The sequence below is a fragment of the Ketobacter sp. GenoA1 genome (assembly GCF_003671475.1).
Classification (GTDB): Bacteria; Pseudomonadota; Gammaproteobacteria; order Pseudomonadales; family Ketobacteraceae; genus Ketobacter.
In genome coordinates this window covers 125,044-147,899 of sequence record NZ_RCHM01000046.1, presented here as the reverse complement: position 1 = coordinate 147,899, position 22,856 = coordinate 125,044, and the positions used below count along the sequence as shown (strand labels likewise).

8 protein-coding genes (1 of these 8 running past the window's edge) are annotated in these 22,856 nt (G+C 55.5%); all 8 read left to right on the top strand.

The window, feature by feature from the left end; translation table 11 throughout:
• The first annotated feature begins 180 nt into the window (after positions 1 to 180).
• Positions 181 to 3,528: a DUF2126 domain-containing protein gene (locus D9N13_RS23175; protein ID WP_290594364.1), complete on the top strand. Its 3,348-nt coding sequence runs from the start codon at positions 181 to 183 to the stop codon at positions 3,526 to 3,528.
• A 51-nt stretch (positions 3,529 to 3,579) separates the two neighbouring features.
• Entirely contained in the window at positions 3,580 to 6,168 is a 2,589-nt protein-coding gene (locus tag D9N13_RS23170; protein WP_290594363.1) for a circularly permuted type 2 ATP-grasp protein, read from the top strand.
• Positions 6,165 to 7,046: a transglutaminase family protein gene (locus D9N13_RS23165; RefSeq protein ID WP_290594362.1), complete on the top strand. Its 882-nt coding sequence runs from the start codon at positions 6,165 to 6,167 to the stop codon at positions 7,044 to 7,046. The genes D9N13_RS23170 and D9N13_RS23165 overlap by 4 nt, the downstream gene beginning before the upstream one ends.
• Positions 7,047 to 7,092: 46 nt before the next feature.
• Complete coding sequence (locus D9N13_RS23160) at positions 7,093 to 8,544, top strand: circularly permuted type 2 ATP-grasp protein (protein ID WP_290594361.1); 1,452 nt, start codon at positions 7,093 to 7,095, stop codon at positions 8,542 to 8,544.
• A complete protein-coding gene (locus D9N13_RS23155; RefSeq protein WP_290594360.1) occupies positions 8,544 to 9,506 on the top strand; it encodes an alpha-E domain-containing protein in 963 nt (320 codons plus the stop codon). Before D9N13_RS23160 ends, D9N13_RS23155 begins: the two co-directional genes overlap by 1 nt.
• 149 nt (positions 9,507 to 9,655) lie before the next feature.
• Positions 9,656 to 11,578, top strand: a complete 1,923-nt coding sequence (locus D9N13_RS23150) for a diguanylate cyclase domain-containing protein (RefSeq protein ID WP_290594359.1) — start codon at positions 9,656 to 9,658, stop codon at positions 11,576 to 11,578.
• Between the two features lie 83 nt (positions 11,579 to 11,661).
• Positions 11,662 to 12,270: a GNAT family N-acetyltransferase gene (locus tag D9N13_RS23145; protein ID WP_290594358.1), complete on the top strand. Its 609-nt coding sequence runs from the start codon at positions 11,662 to 11,664 to the stop codon at positions 12,268 to 12,270.
• Positions 12,271 to 12,757: 487 nt separating this feature from the next.
• Positions 12,758 to 22,856, top strand: partial view of an Ig-like domain-containing protein gene (locus tag D9N13_RS23140; protein ID WP_290594357.1) — the beginning only. The gene runs 34,841 nt beyond the window's last position; only the first 10,099 of its 44,940 coding nucleotides appear in the window; it begins with the start codon at positions 12,758 to 12,760; the stop codon falls past the right edge of the window.

The following is a 22,856-nucleotide window of genomic DNA, read 5'->3' as shown; positions in this document are numbered from 1 at the left end:
GCCTCGATTTCCTGCAGACGGGTCGGCCTGTTTGACTGGCACGGAACTTGCGCTTGGTAGTCGTGCCAAGTGTTGTGCCACGGTAGTACAGCCAAGTAGAGGGCGAAGTTTTGCTGTCATCGGCAGGTCGCTTCGTGATATTAACCTCGCCATGCGTACCATTTCGTTGCAAGGATTGTTATGTCCATTCGAGTTGCCATTCGTCATCACACCAAATACACCTATGATCGCAATGTAAAGCTGTTTCCCCATGTGTTTCGTTTGCGCCCGGCGGTTCACAGCCGGACGCCAATCGAGGGCTATTCGCTCAAAATCAAACCGGAAAATCACTTCATCAACTGGCAACAGGATCCATTTGGCAATTTTATGGCCAGAGTTGTGTTCCCCGAGCCGGCCACGGAACTGCAGGTGGATGTAGAGGTGATCGCCAATCTGAAGGTGATCAACCCTTTCGACTTTTTTCTGGAAGAGTACGCCCACGATTATCCGTTCGAGTATGAAAAACAGCTGGGTAAAGAATTGGTGCCCTATCTGGAGGTCAAGGAGCAGGGTCCACGCCTGCTGGAATGGCTGGAAAAGGTGGATCGTTCCGAGCGTAACATCGTGGATTTCCTGGTGGAGCTGAATCAGCTGCTGTTCAAGGACATTGAATACTCCATCCGCATGGAGCCCGGGGTGCAGACCTGTGAGGAAACGCTCGAACGCAAGATCGGTTCGTGCCGGGATTCGGCGTATCTTCTGGTGCAGATTCTGCGTCACCTGGGATTGGCGGCGCGCTTTGTTTCCGGTTACCTGGTGCAGCTCAAGCCCGACGTGAAATCCCTGGATGGTCCGTCCGGCCCGGAAGCGGATTTCACCGACCTCCACGCCTGGACCGAAGTCTACGTGCCCGGCGCCGGTTGGATCGGGCTTGATCCCACCTCGGGCTTGTTTGCCGGCGAGGGTCATATCCCCCTGGCCTGCACGCCGGACCCGGTGAGCGCAGCGCCGGTGACTGGCGCCACCGGCAAGTGCGAGGTGGAATTCGAATTTGAAAACCGGGTGGACCGTATTCATGAAGATCCCCGGGTGACCAAACCCTACACCGAAGACCAGTGGCAGAATATTCAGGCGCTGGGTTATCAGGTGGATGAAGAACTGATGGCCAATGATGTGCGTCTCACCATGGGGGGTGAACCCACCTTCGTGTCGGTGGACGATATGGAATCGCCGGAGTGGAATACCACGGCAGACAGCCCGCAGAAACGGGCGTTGGCCCACAATCTGTTTTTGGCCATGCAGGATCATTTTGCCGCCGGTGGCATCAAGCATTACGGTCAGGGTAAGTGGTATCCGGGGGAACCGCTGCCCCGTTGGCAGTATGCCTGTTACTGGCGCAAGGACAGCCACTCCCTGTGGCATTATCCTAATCTGCTGGCCGACCCCAATCGTGATTACGGTTTTGCCGTGGACGATGCGCAACGCTTTATGGTGGCCCTGTGCAAACGCCTGCGGCTGCCGGATCGTTTCGTCTTGCCGGCCTACGAAGACGCCATTTACTACCTCTGGCAGGAAGGCAATCTACCGGACCAGTTCGATCCGTTGGAGCATGACCTGAAGCTGGATGCAGAGCGCAAGCGCCTGCTGGCCCATTTGCAGCGTGGCCTGGATCAGCCGGTGGGGTTTGTGTTGCCCATGAACTGGGATTGGCACCAGCAGGCCTGGCACAGCTGTACCTGGAGCTTCCGCCGTGGCCATCTGCATCTGGTGCCCGGGGATTCCGCCATCGGCATGCGCCTGCCGCTGGAAGTGATCAACTGGTTGCCGGCGGACAAACGCGAGCATCATCAGCCCATCAGCTTGTTTGAATCGGCCCCGGCCCTGCCTTATTACCCCCCCAATCTGGCGCCCATCGAATACGCCCAGAACGATGAAGTGAACGAAACCGAATCCTTTGTGCAGACCGCTCTGTGTGCCGAAGTACGGGACGGTTGCCTGTATGTGTTCCTGCCGCCGCTCACCCACGGCGATCAGTTTATCCAGTTGATTGCCGCCATTGAATCCAGCGCCCATGAGCTGAACATGCCGCTGGTGCTGGAAGGCTATGAACCGCCCAAGGACAACCGGCTGGAGAAATTCATGGTGACCCCAGACCCCGGCGTTATCGAGGTGAACGTGCATCCGGTCCATACCTGGGATGAACTGCAACAGAACACCCAGGATCTGTACGAGATGGCCCACCGCTGCCGCCTGGGTACCGAGAAATTTATGGTGGACGGCCGCCATGCCGGCACCGGCGGCGGCAATCACGTCACCATGGGCGGGGCCACCCCGGTGGACTCCCCATTGCTGCGGCGCCCGGATGTGTTGCGCAGCCTGATTACGTTCTGGCAGCATCACCCGGGCCTGTCCTACCTGTTTTCCGGGCTGTTTATCGGCCCCACCAGCCAGGCGCCGCGGGTGGACGAGGGCCGTAACGAAAGTCTGTACGAGCTGGAGATCGCCTTTGGCCAGATGCCCAAGGGGGATGTGGCCATGCCCTGGCTGGTGGACCGCCTGCTGCGTAACCTGCTGGTGGATATCTCCGGTAACACCCACCGTTCCGAGTTTTGTATCGACAAGCTCTATTCGCCGGATTCTGCCTCCGGCCGCCTGGGGATTCTGGAGTTCAGGGCCTTTGAAATGCCGCCCCACCCCCGCATGAGCCTGGTGCAGATGCTGTTGCTGCGTACCTTGTTGATGATGTTCTGGAAGCAGCCCTATGAGCATCGCCTGGTGCGCTGGGGCACCGAGTTGCATGACCGCTTTATGCTGCCCCATTATGTCTGGGAGGATCTGCGTAATGTGTGTGAATTCATGCAGTTGCAAGGCTACCCATTCCAGTTGGAGTGGCTGGAGCCGTTTCTGGAATTCCGCTTCCCCCATTATGGCCGGGTGAACATCCGGGATATCCAGATTGAGCTGCAAACCGCCATCGAGCCCTGGCACGTGATGGGTGAGGAGGTCTCCCGCAGCGGCACCTCCCGCTTTGTGGATTCTTCGGTGGAACGCATGCAGGTGCGCCTCAGTGGCCTCAGCGAAGGGCGCTATGTGCTGATGTGCAACGGCCGCCGGGTACCGCTCAAGTTCACCGGCACCCACGGCGAGTACGTGGCCGGTATTCGCTATCGCGCCTGGCAGCCACCCTCCGCCCTGCACCCCACCATTGGTGTGCATTCGCCCTTGGTGTTTGATCTGATCGACACCTTCAACGGCCGATCCATCGGGGGTTGTACCTACCATGTGCATCACGCCGGCGGGCGCAGCTACGATACCTTCCCGGTCAACGCCTATGAGGCGGAAGGGCGCCGTATCAGCCGTTTCTGGAGCCACGGACACACCCAGGGGCCGATCACGGTGCCGCCCGAGGTGCGTCCCTTCATGCACAGTGAAGACCGATTCTACCCCCACGGCAGTGCCGTAGGCCCCATGCAACCACCGGCCGAAGAGGTGAATCGGGAGTACCCTTATACCCTGGATTTGCGCCGGCCACTGCGCACGCTCTCCTGAAACCGTTATACTCACGGCTGATAACGGGCGAAGGGTGCAAATCAAGGCTGTATGGCAACCAACACAGAAGAAAAGAAAACTGCGGAACCGGCCCCGAGCCTGGAGCAGATATTGGAGCATTATCCGCGTAACCTGAGTGGATACGACGAGATGTGGGCGAAGGGTGGCGCCGTCAACCCGCACTGGCGCCGGCTCATGAAGGATCTCACCAATCTGGGGGATACCGAGCTGGAACGCCGTCGTACCGATGCCCGCCGCCTGTTGCGGGAAAACGGTGTAACCTACCACATCTACAGTGATCCCAAGGGACAAAAACGGACCTGGCAGCTGGATCCGGTGCCCCTGTTGATCAACAGTCAGGACTGGGCCGCCATCAGTGTGGGGCTGAAACAGCGGGCACGGCTGCTGGATATGATCCTGCGTGATATATACGGCCCGCGCCGGTTGATCAAGGAAGGCCTGATTCCGGCGGAGCTGATCTACGCCCAGCAGGGCTTCCTGCGGGCCTGCGATCAGGTGCAGGTGAAGGATCTGCCTCACCTGTTGCTTTACGCCGCCGATCTGGCCCGGGGCCCCGATGGCCGCATGTGGGTAATCGGTGACCGCAGCCAGGCACCGTCCGGCGCCGGTTATGCGCTGGAAACCCGCATGGCCATGACCCGGGTGATGGCCGAAGAATTCCGCCGTACCCAGGTGCACCGTTTATCCATTTTCTTTCGCCACCTGCGCAGCATGCTGGCCAGTCTGCTACCCCACCGCAAAGACGATCCACGGGTGGTGATCCTGACCCCCGGCCCGCACAACGAAACCTATTTTGAGCACGCCTATCTGGCCTCCTACCTGGGTTACAGCCTGGTGCAGGGGGATGACCTCACCGTGCGCGGCGGCAAGGTATGGATGAAATCCCTGGATGGCCTCAAACAGGTGGACATCATCGTGCGGCGGGTGGATGACACCTTCTGTGATCCGCTGGAGTTGCGGGAAGATTCCCATCTGGGGGTGCCCGGCCTGCTGCAGGCCGCGCGCCTGGGCAATGTCATCATCGCCAATCCACTGGGTTCCAGTATTCTGGAAAGCCCCGCGCTGATGCCGTTTCTGCCCAATATCGCCAAACACTGGTTGGGGGAAGACATCCTCCTGCCTTCCGCCGCCACCTGGTGGTGCGGGCAAAAGAAAGAGCGTGATTATGTGCTGGCCAATCTGAAAAGCCTGGTTATCAAGCCCATTGACCGGCGCGGCCCCTCGGTGTTCGGTTCCCAGCTCAACGACAAGCAACTGCTGGAACTGCGCGACCGCATCAACCATGCCCCTTACCGGTTTGTGGGGCAGCAGGTCCTGAGTTGTTCCACCGCGCCGTCCCTGCGCAACGGCAAGCTGGTGCCCAGGCGGGTGCTGCTGCGCACCTACCTCACCGCCCACCAGGGGGACTACGATGTTATGCCCGGCGGCTTGACCCGGGTGGCGCAGGATGAAGATGTTCTGTTTGTCACCAACCAGACCGGCGGCTTGTCCAAGGATACCTGGATACTGGCGGACAAGCCGGTGCATCAGGCCAGCCTCTGGCCCAGTATCCGGCATATGGAAAGCCTGATGACCGGCGAGGGTGTGTTGCCTTCGCGCTCTGGGGAAAACCTGTTTTGGGTGGGGCGCTACACGGAACGGGCAGAGGGGTTGCTGCGGCTGATCCGCACCGTGCTCAACAAGCTGGCGGATTATGACGACTACCGGGACGAGTCGGATCAGGTGGTATTGCAGCATTTGCTGGAATCCCTGACCCACTTTACCTGGGTTTATCCCGGGTTTACCGGCGAAGAGGCGGCGGAAAAACTGCAGCGCCCGCGCCTTCACATTATGGATATGGTGCTCAACAAAGAGCACCGCAGCAGCCTCATCGGCACCCTCAATGCCCTGCTGCAGAGCGCCTACAATGTGCGTGACCTGTGGTCGGTGGATACCTGGCGGGTAGTGGATGACATCGATGAAAACCTGCAGTATCTGAGCTCCAACAAAACCCGCTTCTCGGTGTTGCAAACGGAGTTGGACAGCTTGCTGGCGTCACTGATGGCCTTTACCGCACAGACCCAGGAGAGCTTGCCTCATGAGCACGGCTGGTACCTGCTCAACATCGGCCGCCGGCTGGAACGGGCCCTGCAACTGATTACCTTTGTGCGTACCTGTTTTGTGCGCTATTCCGGGGAAGTGCCGGAGCACCTGATGCTGGAAGCCACCCTGGTGAACCACGAAAGCCTGATCACCCATCGTCGGCGCTATCGCTCGGTACAGCATATGTTTACGGTCCTGGATCTGATGTTGTTGGACACCCGCCATCCCCGTTCCCTGGCGTATCAGGTGGATAAAATCATGGCTCTCATGGCGGAGCTGCCCCAACTCACCCCGTCTCACCATTTGAGCCGCGAGCAGCGTTTGATTCTGCAGGCCAGTACCGAGATCAAGCTGGCGGAAGTGGAGAAACTGGCCAACATCAGTGATGAGCAGGGTAGTCGCCGCTCGCTGGCCAAACTGCTGGACAGCGTGGAGCGGCGGTTGGAGAAAGTCTCTGAACTGCTGCATCAGAAATACTTCACCCATACCCAGAGCGCCCGTCAGCTGGCTCCCACCAAGCTGGAGCTGCCGGCATGAAGTACCGCATCAAGCACACCACCCATTACCAGTACAGCGCCTCGGTCAGTATGTGCTTTAACGAGGCACGCATGTCGCCCGTGAACAGTGCGCACCAAACCTGTGCGCGCAATCGGTTCGTCATACACCCTGCACCAGAATCGCTCCACAAGCGCTTTGATTACTTTGGCAACCAGGTCACCAGTTTCGATATTCTCCAGCCCCACAAGGAGTTATCGGTTACGGTTTACAGTGAAGTGCAGGTGCTGGATCACAGCCAGCAGGGCCTGTTTTCGGCCGATTACCCCTGGGAATTCGTACGTGACAGCCTGCGCAGCAGCACTGACCCGGAGCAAATCACCGTGCGGGAGTACATTTTACCGTCGCCGCTGATCCCGGTGTTTGATGAGGTGGCGGCCTACGCCGAGGAATCGTTCAAGCCCGGCCGGCCGGTGCTGGAAGCCATTCGTGATCTGGTGGAACGGATATACAAGGACTTCAAATACGATCCCGGTTTTTCCACCATCAGCACACCCTTGCATACGGTGATGAAGCACCGCCGTGGCGTGTGCCAGGATTTTGCTCATTTGGCCATTGCCTGCATTCGGGCCACGGGACTGGCCGCCGGCTACGTTAGCGGCTATCTTGAAACACTACCGCCACCCGGACAGGAAAAGCTGGAAGGCGCGGACGCCTCCCATGCCTGGTTTGCTGTGTATATGTTGGATTACGGTTGGATGCATTTCGATCCCACCAACAACATGCTGGCCAGTGACCAGCACATTACCCTGGCCTTTGGCAGAGATTTTGCAGATGTCACTCCATTAAAAGGGGTGATATACGGCGGTGACGATCACGAACTGAAAGTGTCCGTGGATGTACGTCGAATTGAAGAATAAACGCTCTAACCCCAAATGCATTTTGCACTAGATAAGAAGCGATTATATGTCTGTAAGCTGGAACGAGTACGACCCAGGCAAGTTCTTCGACGAATTGATTAAAACCAAGGGTAAGCCCAGGAAATACGCCAAAAACCTGGCCAAGTATCTGGCCGATCACAGCGACGAAGAGCTGGAAACCCGCAAGGCGGTGGCGGAACTGTCCATTAAGGAGATGGGCATCACCTTCACCGTCTATACCGAAGAAGAAGGCTCCATTGACCGTTCCTGGCCCTTCGATATCCTGCCCCGCATGATTCCGAAATCGGAATGGGACAAGATCGAGCTGGGCCTGAAGCAGCGGGTCAAGGCACTCAATCTGTTCATCAATGATATCTATCACGAACAGAAAATCATCAAAGATAACGTCTTCCCCAAAGAGCTGTTGGCCAATTCGGTGAACTTTCGCAAGGAGTGCGTGGGGGTGTCACCGCCTCTGGATATCTGGGCCCACATTTGCGGATCGGATCTGGTGCGCGACAGCGACGGTACCATGTATGTGCTGGAGGATAACCTGCGGGTGCCGTCCGGCGTGTCTTACATGCTGGAAAACCGCTCTGTGATGAAGCGGGTGTTTCCGGAATTATTCGAAAGCTACAACATCCAGCCGGTGGACGATTACTGCTCGCAACTGTTTGACATGCTGGCATCCCTGTCGCCGCGCCCGGCGGACTATCCGGAAGTGGTGGTGCTGACGCCGGGTATCTTCAATTCCGCCTATTTCGAGCATTCCTACCTGGCGCAGCAAATGGGCTGCGAGCTGGTGGAGGGCCGGGATCTGGTGGTGCAGGATGACGATTGCGTGTACATGCGCACCGTGGAAGGCCTGCAGCGGGTGGATGTGATCTACCGCCGTATCGACGACCTGTTCCTGGATCCGGAGGCGTTTCACCCGGATTCCATGCTGGGGGTGCCGGGGCTCATGCGGGCCTGGAAAAAAGGCAAGGTGGCCCTGGCCAATGCACCGGGTGCCGGCGTGGCGGACGACAAGGTGGTATACGCCTTTGTGCCTGAAATCATCAAATACTACCTGGGCGAAGAGGTGTTGCTGCCCAACGTGCCCACCTACCGGTGCATGTTCCAGGATGAACAGGATTACGTATTGCAGCATCTGGATGAACTGGTGGTGAAACCGGCCAATGAGTCCGGTGGTTACGGTATGATGATCGGCCCCATGGCCAGCAAGAAAGAACGGGAAAAATTCGCCCACTTAATCAAGAAAGATCCCCGTAATTACATTGCGCAGCCTACCCTGGGGTTGTCCACGGTTCCCACCTTTGTGGATCACGCCGTGGAACCCCGGCACGTGGATTTGCGCCCCTTTATCCTGAGTGGCGACACTACCTCGGTCACCATGGGCGGATTAACCCGGGTGGCCCTGCGTAAAGGCTCGCTGGTGGTCAACTCCTCCCAGGGGGGTGGCAGCAAAGACACCTGGATTGTGGAGGAGGAAGCCTGATGCTGGCTCGAGTCGCTGAAACTCTGTACTGGATGGCCCGTTACATGGAGCGGGCGGAAAACATGGCGCGCCTGATCAACGTTAATGCCAACCTGATTCTGGATATCCCGAAAAAGACTGTACTGGGCTGGGAGCCGTTGATCGATATTACCGGCACCCGGGAAATCTATGTGGAGCGTCACAACAATTTTGAAGAGCGCTCGGTGATGAAATACCTGATCAGCGATGCCGACAGCCCGGTTTCCATCGCCAACTCGTTGAAGTGGGCACGAGAGAACGCGCGCACCGTACGTGATGTGATTCCCCGGGAAGCCTGGGAGCAGATCAATGCCCTCAATCATTACGCCAAGGATCAGCTCAACGTGGCCATGTCCAAGCGGGGCCGCTTCAGTTATCTCAACGAAATCATTCTGCGCAGCCAGACCATCGTGGGTTTGTTGTCCGGCACCGTTAACCGGGATCAGGGCTACGTCTTCATACGCCTGGGCCGCAATCTTGAACGGGCGGACATGACCTCCCGCATCATTGATGTACGCTCTGCCAATCTGCTGACTGAAGAGAGCATGGAATTGCGCCCCTTTGAAAATATTCAATGGATGAGCGTGCTGAAATCTCTCACGGCCTATCAGATGTACCGACAGGCCATGCAGGCCCGGGTGCGGCGCAGCGATGTGGTGAAGTTCCTGTTCCAGTCCCAGCGTTTCCCCCGTGCGATCCTGTTTTGTGTTCAACAGATGGAGCGCAGTGTGCAGGCATTGCCCGATTATGAAAACAGCCTGCGCCGCATTCATCAGGCCAAACGCCTGATTCAGGGGGCGGAGCTGCACGCCTATGACCAAACCATGCTGCATGATTTTATTGATCATATCCAGATTGAGCTGAACAACATTCACCTGGCCTTGAACGAGCAGTATTTCCTCACTGGCCGCATCGAAGGGCAGGCGCAGAAACAGGCCTCCTGACCGGGCTTAAGGCCCACTCAGCCGCTTGCGAGGGCGGCTGAGTGCCGTCATTAAAGTGTCATAAATAATGGCCACATCAACGCTGGGTGGCACGATTTGGGCTAGAATTGAAACACGACCCGTGTTCCAGTTCTGCAGGCTAACAGGCATTGTATCGCTCATCACCACAAAATGTTCAACGTTCGCTGTCCACCGTAACCCTGATCCAGATGGGCATACGGGTAACGGTGGTGGTACTGGCGGTAACCCTGCTCAGCTATTGCCACATCGTGAAAACACTGGAAGACCAGACCAGCGATAAATTAAGCAAATACATTGTGGAACGGGCGCAAAAGGAAAGCATTATTTTCCAACTGGCGGAATCCAGTCAGCGCAATCTGAAAGCCATGTTTCTGCAATCGTGGCAACATTCAAAAGACAGCGCCAATCAGCAGTTCACCCGCTACTTCACCTTGGGCGGAGATGGTGAAGTGCGTACCCATCAGCGTTGGTTTGATGGCGATTTCAATGCCGAGGGGCTGATCACGGATTCCATTTCCGGCTTTGTCAGTCCGCGGGCGCCCATAGAAGATCCTGATTTCCGTTCCCGCCTGGTGCTGTCGTTTCTGATGCTGGAGCGCTATGGCGCCAGCTACCGCAATCAGTTTGCCAATCTCTATCTGCATATGCCGGAAAACGTAAATCTGGTGTACTGGCCTGGGTTTCCCTGGGGGCTGGAAGCGAAAACCGATCTGGACATGACCCGCGAAGAATGGATGACCATTGCATTTCAGGAAAACAATCCCGGCCGTGAAACCCGTTGGACCGGATTGTATTTTGATCCTACCGCCCGGAACTGGATGGTGTCCTGCGAAACACCGGTGGATTGGCAAGGCCGTCACCTGGTGACCATAGGCCACGATATTCTACTGCAGGAACTGTTCGAGCGGGTGTTCAACGACCGTATCGAAGGGGCCTACAATTTTATATTACGCAAAGACGGCCGGGTGATCGCCCACCCGGACAAGCGGGCAGAACTGGATGCCGCCAAAGGCGAACTGAACGTGCGGGATCTGGATGATCCGGAGCTGCTGTCCATCTACCAGACCTTGCTGCTAAACCACGAGCAGGGTGAGGCATCCAGTCATATATTCACCCACGCCCTCAGTGATGCATTTATTGCCCATGCCATGATTGATGGTCCGGACTGGTTCTTTGTCACGGTGTACCCCAAGGCGCTGTTGGTGGATTCTGCAAGGAGTACGGCGGAATTCATTCTGGCGGTGAGCCTGTTTTCTCTGGTGGTGGAACTGTTGATGTTGTATTTGGTGCTGCGGCGCCAGGTGATTAAACCACTGTCCCATTTTGTGTCGGTGTCCGATCGTATTGCAGAAGGGGATTTCAGCTCCGGCCAGGATACCTTGCCGGTACGGCGACGGGATGAGATTGGTTTAATGGCGCGTACCTTTCAGGCCATGACCCACAAAGTGGCCAATTATCACCGGGATCTGGAAACCTCGGTGGAAGAGCGGACCCACCAGCTGAAAACCATTACCGCGCAACTGCAACAAGCCAACACCGAGCTGGAACAGCTCACCTATACAGACGCTTTGACCCAAACCGCCAACAAGCGCCGCTTTGATGAATCGATCCACCAGGAATGGAATCGCGCTGCCCGCAATGAAACGCCGTTGGGCCTGATCATGCTGGATATCGATTACTTCAAGCGCTACAACGACACCTACGGTCACGTGCAGGGGGATGAATGCCTGCGTAAATTGGCCGCCGCGGTGATGCAATGGGCCAATCGATCCGGTGAATTGGTGGCGCGGGTGGGAGGCGAAGAGTTCGCTGTGTTGTTGCCCAATGTGTCCATGGAAGATCTGCATCAGGCCGGGGAACATATTCTGCAAACCGTGCGCAGCCTGAACATAGAACACAAGGATTCCCCCATCGCCGATCACGTAACGGTAAGCCTGGGCCTGGCCATTTGTATTCCCGGCCCGGCGCAATCACCCAAAGAGCTGATCAAAGCGGCGGACGATGCGTTGTATCGGGCCAAGCATCAGGGCCGTAATCGAGCGGCGGAATAAAATCTGTTGCTGGGGAAAATTCCTGTGTACCATTCATGGCGGAACCAGTATTGACAGGACGTTGACCCACAGGACACAGCACCATGGATCTTGAAATTCGAACCGCCCGCGCCGATGATGTGGGCCCCATTGCAGAATTGATGTACAGCTCCGGCTCTGACCTCTACGATTACCTTTACCGAACCGATACACTGGATTTTTTGCGCCATGAGTTTGCCTCCGGTAAGGGTTTTGCCGGTTACCCCCAGGTTACCGTGGCAATACAGCAAGGGGAGGTGGTGGGTACCGGATGCTTTTACGATCGCAAGCACTACGATCACCTGTTGCAGGGCACCATCAAAAATATGACGGCTTATTTCGGTTATCTGGGGGTGGTGCCGGTGATGCTGCGATCACGTCACCTGAAAAGTGTCATGCGGGCACCCAAGCCCGGTGAGCTTTATCTTTCCAATTTTGGTGTCAGCCCCCGCTGCCGCAGCCAGGGCATTGGCACCCGTATGATTCAGCACAAGCTGTCGCAGGCCCGTGAACAGGGCTATGAACTGTTCGGCCTGGATGTGTCCGTGGCCAACCCCCGAGGGCAGGCGTTGTACAGCCGCCTGGGATTGAAAGTGGTGAAGGAAAAATCTTTCTCCAATCCCCGGGCCGGTGTGAGCTCCGCGCGCAAGATGGAGCTGGGGTTGTTGCCTTAGCAGTGCCCCCGTTGAGTACGCGCTTAATACAAGCGTCTTATTAATTTGTCAGGTGTTGAACAATTCTGGAAACTGACAAAGCCAGAAGCCAGTTACATTTTTTAAAGAAAACCTAAACACACTTGTAAAGAAACGCTGCTATTATTCTGGGTGCTGTACATGTGATTCAAAACATATTCAGAGGCAACTTCAGCGTTTCGATGAAGTGCTGTTTTCACAATAGGTCTCTATCTGGTTATAAAGTGGATGTAGTATGTGTGGGATCACAAAAGCGCTTTTTCCTCCTATGAGGAAGGCGATTGGGGATTATTGAAACAAGTTTGGGGCCCAGATGGATCTGGCTATTCTGCTTGTGGAACTTCCGAAATTGTAATGGATTAGTTTCAACGGATTGCTGTTGTTTATGAAGTCAGTTCTTTTTTGGGCCAGAGCACTGCTCTTGCTTTGCTGTGTGTCAGCTTTTGGGAAAGCCTTTGCAGAAGTAAGCTTGGATATCCGAACCGCGTCACCCATTGTGTCAGGGGCGGGTACGGTTGATTACATCGGCTTTGTTTCCGACTGTAGTCAGGTTTCCGAGCTGAGTGTGGGGGGTGGCAGTGAAGTGATCCTCACACTGGCCGCCAGCGATGCCGAGCGTTCGTTGCAAACCGCGCTGGGTTGTGAAGTCGCTTTCTCACTTTCGGGTTCTGACAAGTATAACCCCGGCCTTACGGTCAGTTTCGTTGACGGAACATCCCGCTTTCATCAGGAAATGTTTGCAGAAGAGAGCATTCGTCCGGCGCTCAGCGTGGAATCCGTGGCCATTGCGGGAACAGAACAGCAGCAATTAGTGGTAACGGTCAAGGCGGTTGATGACAGCGACATAAGTTATCTGGCGTACGATATTGTCGGTTTGCGCGGATCTCAGCTGCAGCGCTTTGGCGGGGTGGTGGACCAGGCAAGAGAATCGGCCTTTGCCCGCACTGAACGGGCGGCACGTTATTTCCCGATGGAAGATACCCAGGAGTTGTTTGACCTGGTTGTACCCTTAGCCGAGACGTTATCCGCGGCGGAGATTGCCAGTGACGGTGTTGTCCTGGTGGAGGTCACCGCGGTGGACAGCAGTGGCAATCAGAGAAGCATCAGCCAGATTGCCCTGACCGGTGACAGTGTCAAAGAGGATGTTCTCGGATTGACCGTCAAACCAGAGAACCTGATCTTCAATTCCGCCCTAGAAATTGCTCAAATAATACCCAGTGTCGAATTTCAGTTCAGAGGATTAACGCCGCTCCCGGGGTATGGGAGCGGTGTGACCTATGTCTCCACCGAGCCGGACTTTGTCCAGGTCACCCCGGATGGATTTGTCTATCCCATTAAGGAAACCGGCGCTACGCCGGTTTTTCTGCAGGTGAGCTACCCGGGAACCGATGCGATTCAGATCCCGGTGGAAGTCGATTATTCCAAAACCCTGGTTGGATTAACCTGGGATGGCGCCGGCGGCAGTTTCGAACTGCTGGGCCTGAACCAATACCATGGGTTGCCTGAGCTGTTCGGTGTGTTTGATGATGGCAGTACTGCGCCCCTGAACCGTTCTGTTGGGGTGGTGGTGACCCTGCCTCAGGGTTCGGAAAGCGTGCTGCGCTATGATGCCAAGAAAGGGCTGTTTGCATCATCTGAGTTACCCCAGGGGCTGCCCGTGAGTTTGAGCCTGGACCGGTATCCGGATGTGACCCTGGAAATGCCCGTGGTGGCGACGGATGTTGCCCCGGAAATCTCAATGAAAGTACCGGCCCGGGTTGAAGTGGGCAGTACCCTGGTGCTGAATGCCACCCCAACGGATGATGTGGGAATCGGCGCGGTAGAGTTTGTGCTTGACGGCAATGTGGTCGGCCGGCGTGAAGCCGCCCCATATGAGCTTTCCATCCCTCTGAGCGAGGAGCTGAAGGGGCGCACCATCTATGTGGCCGCCCGGGCCACAGACACCAAGGGCCAGTCTGCGCAAACAGAAGACTTTCCGGTTTCGGTGGTGGGGCCGAGACAGTTTGAATTCCCCGAACACGAAATGGTATTGCCGGTGGATGGTGCCCGTATTGTGGAGGGCTCACCTTTTGTTGCTTCCATCGATATTGTGTTGGGAGAGCTGCCTGATGCTGATCCTTATAGCGGTGTATCGCGAGTTGAGTTCTATGCCGATGGGCAAAAGATCGGTGATGTCCGTTATCCGATTCTGCAGCAAAAATCCGTCAAAGTGGTTAATGAAGATACCGGCCAGGAAGAGAGCAAGCAGTATCTGGTAGAAACCTGGCGCATTAACAGTGTTGCCCCTGAAATCAGCACCGATGAAACCAGCAGGGTGGTTTCCGCCACACTGTTTGCCGGTACCAACAGTACGCAGTCTGGTGGCAAGCAGATTCGCATCGTGAAAAATTCAGCACCGGTGGCCCGGGTACTGACACCGGTCGCCGGAGCGCTTGCCACGGTGGGCCAGGTTGTGGATGTCAAGGTTGAAGCGGTGGATGACAGCCTGGCTGCCGGTACCACCATCGAGCTGATGGTCAACGGCGCTGTGGTGGATGGCACCACCTATCGGGATACGGCCCGCCGTAATGAGGGTATCTACCAGTACGCCTCCCATCAGCACGTGTTCAGTCTGCCGATTACCGAATCTATGCTGGGTCAAACCCTGGAGCTGCAAGCTCAGGTGACGGACTACCACGAAAAGCTCAGCCGGTCCGAAATTCGACGCTTGCCGGTGAAAGCAGACCAGGCACCCACCGTGGCGGTCAGTTATCCCGCTGAGGGCGCCAGCCTTGTATCCGGCCTGCCGGTGGAATTACGGGCCAACGCCAGTGATGATCTGGGTGTGGCGCGCGTGGACTTTTTTGTCAACGATCAATTGGTGGGCTCGGATTCCCGTGCACCCTTTGCCACTATCTACCAGACACCACAAAAAATTGCCAATGAACAACCGCTGGCGATCGTCGCGGTTGCCACGGACAGCGAGGGCAAAAGTGCCACCAGTGAGCCGGTCAACGTAACTCTGGGTAAAGATGAAACCGCTCCCGTACTCAACCTGGCATCACCGTTTATCGACAGCACTGATGCCGGCAGCGATGTCGCATCCGTGTTGGAAGAGTCTGAGTTCGTACTCAAAGTAACGGGGTACGATAATGTTGGCGTGGCTTCATTACGCCTGCAGGGTGTCAGAAAAGTTGATGGCCAGGGCTACGTGCTCACCGGTGATCCGGATAATAATGAGGTTCCGGCTGAAGATTTTGTGCCACAGGTCGTGCCCGGGGCATTGAATGCGTTTTCTGCCTTGAAGCTGGTTTCAGCGCCCGCCTTCAAGAACCTTGAGGGTGTTGAGTACGACAGCTACGAAGTGCGGGTAACCGCAGTGGATGAAGCCGGTAACAGCAGTCAGCTGGATATTGTGGTGGGTGTCTATGCAGATCGCGCCCCGGAGATCAAAAAGGTCTCTGCCAATAAGCCGCGTTACTTTGTTGGTGACACAATTGTTGTTGAAACCGTTGCCCAGGATGATCGTGCGGTGTCAGCGCTTACCGTTAACGCCTACATTGGTGGCGCGGCTGAACCGGCACTCACCGTGGTGAAAAATGCCGGTACCGGGCTGGCACCTGCCGCGGACTTTGTGGATCGCACGGAGCTTGACCTTGCTTCCCTGGCGTTGCCGAATACGGATGCCGACCTGCGTATCGAAGTTCAGGTGGCCGATGCCAGTGTGACACCGAAAACGTCCCAGTGGTTTGTGCTGAACAGTCAAATTCAGGCGGATCTGGAACCGCCGAAAGCGGCACTGATTTCCCCGCCCCAGGGCAGTACGCTGTATCACGGGCAAGCTAAAGTGTTTCGAATCAGGGCTATTGATAACAGCCTGTTGCAATCACTGAGTGTTACCAGCTCAGGCAGCTCGGTGCTGGCACGTAATCTTGCCGCACAAGCTACGGATCAACACGAAGAAAACTTTACCGTCACCATTCCGGACACCGGTACAGAGTTGGTATTGGAAGTATCAGCGACGGATATTTATGGCAATACTTCCCCGGTCACCAATTGGCGTTATGAGTTGTCTTCCGATTTGCCCCCAACCGTATCCATTCGCACGCCTGCAGCCGGATCACGCCTGACCGAAGGGGAAAGCATCACCCTTAATGCGTTGGTAGCGGATGATCGCAAAGTGACGGGTGTGACATTCTTTGTGCGCCTTGATGGGGCGGTGCTGCAACAGAAAACCGTTACCGGGGCGGCGTTGGCGGCACTGGTTGATGCCGGTAAGTATGTCAGCGCGGTACTTAATGTACCCACCAGGCCAGAAACCGGTGAGTTGGAAATTGGCGTAAGCGCTGTTGACTCGTCGGATCAGGTAACCACAGCGCTACTTGATATGGAGATTCTGGACGACCAGGAAGCGCCCACGGTCAGTGTGACCGACCCCAACACAGCGTTTTCGATACTGCCCGGCAATGCCTTTACGGTGGCAGGGTCCGCTGCTGACAACATATACGTGAATGCGGTGCAACCGCTTCTGGTAGCGGAAGATGGCAGTGAAATCGAGCTGGCTTGGGAGATGTTTGCCCGTAATGATCGCCAGGACGAAGTGCGGGTGGCCAATCCGGGTTCGCTGGGCAGCATTGTAGTGGCGAAACGGTTTGCTACGGAGTTCAAGGGCCGCGTCCGTATACCGGCAGAGTTCAGTCAGAATTACGGGGGGCAAACCTTTGATCTGGTGTTCCAGGCGGAAGATATGGGGGTTAATGAGGCCCGCAGCGTCGCGATCCCGATCACCATTCTGGCTGATAACGAAGGTCCGGAAGTGGTTCTGGTGACACCAGAGAAGACATTGTACGATCGTCAGTCCGCAGCGGTAAAACTGACCATAAGTGATAATGTGGCGGTGGCATCCTACTTGGTGGAACTACTGGATGATCAGGGTAACCGCTCCCAGTTGGGCAGCTTGAATGGATTAAATGAGGCGCTGTTGCAGTGGCCCTATCAAGGTGAAAACAACCAACTGAATCTTGAGCAGTATGCCCCGGTGGTGGAAGAGCGATCATTGACATTGGTGGTGACCAGCAGTGATTTGAGCGGCAACCAAACCATTCACAACGAACGGCTGGTGCTCAAACCCGACCAGGCGCCTGTGGTGTCCATTGAAAAACAGGATCCGGAGTCCAGCGTGATCAAGGGTCAGTTGGCGAAAACCCTGTTTTTGGTAGAAGACGACTATATTGTCAACAACAGAAGGAACAAGCTGTTGGCACTGTACACTTCCCTCACCGGAGTGGGTGCGGGTGGTTCGCGGGATCCCACCGGTCTGGGCAGAGAGCTTGGTGCCGACGAATATGCCAGCGCCGCCAAACCGGTTATTGCTATCAACTATCCGGAAGCGCAGGGATGGAATGGGTCGTTAGCCTACACAATTGCGGGCAATGGTAACCGGTCCCCGTATCTGGAATTTGAAGCTGGCCAGGCCTTTATTCACGCTTTGCCCGAAAATGACGAACGTATTACCGGTATTGGCCTGGTATCCGCCACCAGCGTAAGCGCCACTTATACCGTAACGCTGTATTCTGATAATGCTTGTAGTGCAGAGAAAATAACGCAAACCATTGACTCAGGCGATGGCTGGTTGGATCTGAGTAATCTGGTGGATACCAATACGGTAGCGGTAAAAATTGGTGTTGCCTCTCCCCAGGCAGGATTCCTGCAGCAACTCTGGATTAACTATAATCGCAATAAAGATTTGGGCGCCATCGCGCTGGACACCGGTTCAGTCAAAGTGGATAAGCCGGTTTCCATTACCGCAATCGTGGAAGATGGCGGATACGCCACTGCCCAGCCTGCGATTATTCACAGCGGCACGGAGTCCGAACTCAGAAAAACAGTCGCAAGAGCGGCTACTGCAGTGCCCGCACCCAATATAGAAAGCGTGCAAAAGATCAGCGTGCTGGCTCATGCCACAGATCGCATGAGCCATGAGCGAGCCGGCATCCCGTTACGCGAGTTGACACAAAAACTGTTGCTTTCCGATACCGCAGCACCGTCCATTGATATTACAACACCGCAGCCAGGTACTCCGGTTATCCCCGGGCAAAGAGTGCCCGTTGGCTTGCAGTTCTCTGATAACACCTCAGTACTTGAGAGTATCCAGTTACTGGAAGACGGTAATACGATTGCCCGCGAACTTGGTATTGGTTACGGCCAGACATCACTGAGCATCCCTTATAACGTGCCTGCCGACTATCAGCAGCGTGAATTGCGACTGACCGTGATTGCGCGGGATCTTGCCGGCAATCTGTCAGAGTATTCCGATATCTATCCGGTGGAGGTGAATGAACCCCCCTTGCTGGATATGAAATCGTTCAGCAGTTACAAGGTGCAAGGCAAGTTCCAGACTGTACTGACCAGTCCCCAGCGATTGAACTATGGTGAGTTCTGGGTACGTGTTGGTGAAGATTTTGAGCTGAAAACCGAAAGCTCGGATGATGCCGGGCTGCAGAGTGTTGCGGTGTATCGCCTGGCTCGGGATGGTAGCTATGAAGCGGTGGAGTATCTGCAAGAGTATGACAATACCTGTCCCAATAAGCCGGTGTATACGGCCAAGAACACCATCAATATACCCTTCCTTCAGGCCCAGCCCACGGAATACAAAGTTGTAGTAACCGATACCGTGGGGCAAACCGAAACCAGAACATTCCTGGTACACCCCCTGGCCAATATGGCGCCCGAGATCCGTATCACGTCACCGGCGGATGCCCAGCAGATTGCCGCCGGCACCTTCCTGATCAAGGTGGGTGTGGTGGCATCGGACGATCGCAAACTAGTGGATGGCGATGCGCCGGCTTATGGCCAGGCGATCAAGATTCTGGCCAATGGCGTGCCGTTATCATTGGCGGGTGACCGCTTGTTTGGTGAAGCCGTCGCTGGCGGTCAGGAAGCAATCGAGCAGGCGTATGCTTCCATCTATGATGCTTTTGAGGAAAGTTACGGCCCCGATAAGGCGGATCAGTTTGGTAATCAAAACTCACCCTATGCGGTGGGCACGAGCTATCTGTTGGCAATACCCGATGGCGTTGTGCGTGATGATGAACCGCTCACCATTACGGCTTATGTTTATGACTCGGATAATTCGGTTGGCATACACGAAATCACCATCACTGTAGCTCCCGATACCATCAAGCCTGTGCCGGTCATTACCCGGCCGGAGCTGGGCTACGGTGCGGTGGAAAATTCGGATTTCACACTGGGATTCTCCGGTTTTGACAACGTCAAGGTACAGCAGCTGGAAGTGGATATCGCTTACGGCATCAATGACACCGGTAATAATTATCAGAAGACCGCCTATCAAACAGTGCGCACGGTAAGTGACATCCCTTCCCTGGATTACCAGCCGGTGTCGACGGTGAACATTGATGCACCGGAATACCTGCAACTGCTGAATGTGCCGCGACTGCAGGTAGTGCGGGATATGTTCCCGGCGGTGGCCCTGGAAGATATACAGCGTTTTGATATTTGGGTTCGGGTCACGGCGCGTGATGTGGCCAATGAAGAATCCACTGAAATAAGTTTCCCGATCCGGGTTGATGAACGCCCGGTTATCGACATCATTGATCCGCTGGACGGTCACAAGGCGGTTGAGGAAACCCAGCTTTGGGTTAATGTGAACGCGTTTGATGACGTTGGACTGGATTACGTCAAACTGACGGCGACCTACCGTAACGGCCAAACTGCCTATGAAATGAGATTGCGTCAACCGCCGTATAATTACCTGGTTCCGATGCCGGCTTATGATCCGTCAAACGGCAGCAACAATATTGTGGATATCCAGGTGGAAGCATTGGATACCTACGGCGCGGCCTTTAACGATCCGGATAACCATACTGCGTTGGAAACCATCAGCGTGGAAGTTGTGGAAGACCAACCGCCGGTTGTCACCATCGGCTATCCCAAGAACGGTGATACGGTCATCGAAGGCGATTTGATGCTGGTGCAGGTCAATGCCGTGGATGATGCGGGAATTGATCAGGTCAACCTGACTGTGGCCGGGCTGCGCGATGGTGATTACACGTTTACAGATGTAGTGGCACCGTTCGAGTTTCTGCTGGAAGTGCCCTACGGTCAGGCGGGGTATGATCTTACTCTGAGTGCTACCACCACCGAACGTCGGTTGGGTGGTGAGCCCAGGACCGTGCGCACCATTAATCCGGTGGTGGTCCAGGTATTGAAAGATACTGAGGCACCGGAAATATTGCTGTATGAACCCCTGAGTGATGCAACCGTGGTTGAATCACGCACCCTGCCGTACCGCATGGATATTAATGACAACGTGCGAGTGGCCTCCGTCAAGTTGCAGGTGTTTGCCGAGCGTGATGGCAGCAGCGGTTTCAGCAGCTCGGAATTGATTCATGAGCGAATTCTGATAACGCCGCCTTACTGGGGCAGTATTCCCATGGGAACCATCGGCTCCTATCTGCCGGGCACTGAAACACTGCCTGACGAGTTGGATATGGAATTCCGGGTAACGGCAGTGGATGGTATTGGTAACGAAAGTGTTGATGCCCGTGCTGTGACATTGACCCGGAACCTGCCTCCGGAAGTGAGAGACATTCGATTGCTGGATTCGAGAGGGTTCAGTATGGGCGGCGCAACTGAAGTAACCGAAGGACGTGGCGTCGTGCTGGATGTGGTTGCCCGTGATCCTGAAGTCGGTGTTGATGCTGCATCCCTCTACTATGCCATTGGCGATAGTGCCGAGGCGGGCCTGGAATTTATCAAAGCTGGTGAAGATACTGCTGCTCCGTTCCAGTTCCAGTTTGAAATACCAACCGGCAAGGTCGGTCAGACTATTTTCTTTAAAGCGATGGCCAGGGATGTGGACGGCTACGAGTCAGAGGTATCGGAAATCCTGCGTAGCCTGACAATCAGTGCAGATCAGCCGCCCACTGCCAACATTGTGAAGCCGGACAACAACAGTTCGGTGGTTATTGATGGTGAAAACGTTGAAGTCTTTGTGGAAGTCTTCGATGATCTGGGGGCCGATGGTGTCGACCACGTGGTCTTTTATGTCAATGGCCAGCCAGTGATGACGGTGTTTGAGAACTACGGTTCGCAAACAGGGAACTTCGCGCAGGAGCAACTCTACCGGGCAGAACTATCGGCGCCACAAGGGGTGGATGGTTTTTATGTTCAGGCGATCGCATACGATGTTCTGGGGCAGTCCGGAGCCTCTCAAGAAGTATTGATTGGGCGAATTCGGGATACCATTGAGCCGAAGCTGAGTATCATTCAGCCTTTGAATGGCGAGATACTCACCACAGCAGAGACGGTACGCGCCGTTGTCAGCGTAGTGGACCGGGGTGACCCCATCGAAGCGGTAACCATGGACTGGTATCGTGAATACCAGGATGAAAGTGGCGCCTGGGTAGTGCTGGATTCACAGCCTCTGAATCTGTTCCGCGACGATACCCGTGAAGAAGGCGATGCCACGCCGGTGAGCGACCCTGATAATTACTACTACATCTACTGGGCCGACTTCACCGCCGGTAATATCCTGCGCAGGAGCGGTGATCGTAATGAACGGGTCAGAGTGGTAACAACGGTTGTAACGGAAAGTCACCAGCCCACCCAAGAGGCGGTATATGAAATCGGCTTGCCGATCAGCGAACGCCGCTTTATCCAGCCCTGTGCCAGCGATGCAAGCTGTGGAGCCGGATCAACGTTACCTTATGACGTGCATTACACCGCAGTGGATCAGTTCCAGTCAGAATTGCGCGATGGTGCCTTGATTGCTGCCTGGTCTTCCGGTGATCCGATGCAACTGGAGCAGGGGCTGGGTGTTCCCGGCTCTTTACAGGGCGATCCGGGTAATGAGCCTGTGTATTCCGGCTTGATGATTTTTGATGCCGTGGATGAAACCCGCACCAACGAGGATGGCGACTACTTTATGTATTCGTCATTGCTCAACAGCGCTGCTGAAATCTTCGCCGGGCGTATTGGTGAAGTCAAAGCGGATGCCAATGTCGTGCTTGCCGCTAAATCGGGCTCCGGAAAAATTGGATCCATCGAGAACGGATTTGTTAACCAGTTGCGGGAGGAAATAACCTCCGATTGGGGCGAGGGTGCGGATGCAACGGCCGGTACCGGCAATCTTTATCTGGATAACACCGCCGGTGAATTACTCTTGTTTACCATCCAGAATGGTGATGGCCAATTTGGTATTCCTTACCTGTTGGCCGGGCGCCTGGATCTGCCTTACCCGGATGTCTACGGTATCGACCGTAAAGATGATCTGGCGTTGGTGGCAAATGGAAACGGCGGTGTTCAAGTTGTTGATATCAGCAACTTCTATGCTCCGTACAAGATAGGTTATATCAAGCCCAATGGGTTTGCCCGTGATGTGAAGATCAAAGGTAAATACGCCTTTATCGCTGCCTCTCATGAGGGATTGGTGGTTGCAGACATAACCGATCCTTCCTTACCGATAGTGGCGGTACTGGATACCCTGGGTGTTGCCAATCGATTGCACATTGTTGGCGATAAAGCCTATGTTGCGGATATGTCCGGTGATGGCCAGACATCGCAGTTTA

What these genes read in the sequence shown, in the direction of transcription:
- D9N13_RS23155 (WP_290594360.1), top strand. Translation starts at nt 8,544, where the DNA reads ATGCTGGCTCGAGTCGCTGAAACTCTGTACTGGATGGCCCGTTACATG.
- D9N13_RS23170 (WP_290594363.1), top strand. Translation starts at nt 3,580, where the DNA reads ATGGCAACCAACACAGAAGAAAAGAAAACTGCGGAACCGGCCCCGAGC.
- D9N13_RS23165 (WP_290594362.1), top strand. Translation starts at nt 6,165, where the DNA reads ATGAAGTACCGCATCAAGCACACCACCCATTACCAGTACAGCGCCTCG.
- D9N13_RS23175 (WP_290594364.1), top strand. Translation starts at nt 181, where the DNA reads ATGTCCATTCGAGTTGCCATTCGTCATCACACCAAATACACCTATGAT.
- D9N13_RS23145 (WP_290594358.1), top strand. Translation starts at nt 11,662, where the DNA reads ATGGATCTTGAAATTCGAACCGCCCGCGCCGATGATGTGGGCCCCATT.
- D9N13_RS23160 (WP_290594361.1), top strand. Translation starts at nt 7,093, where the DNA reads ATGTCTGTAAGCTGGAACGAGTACGACCCAGGCAAGTTCTTCGACGAA.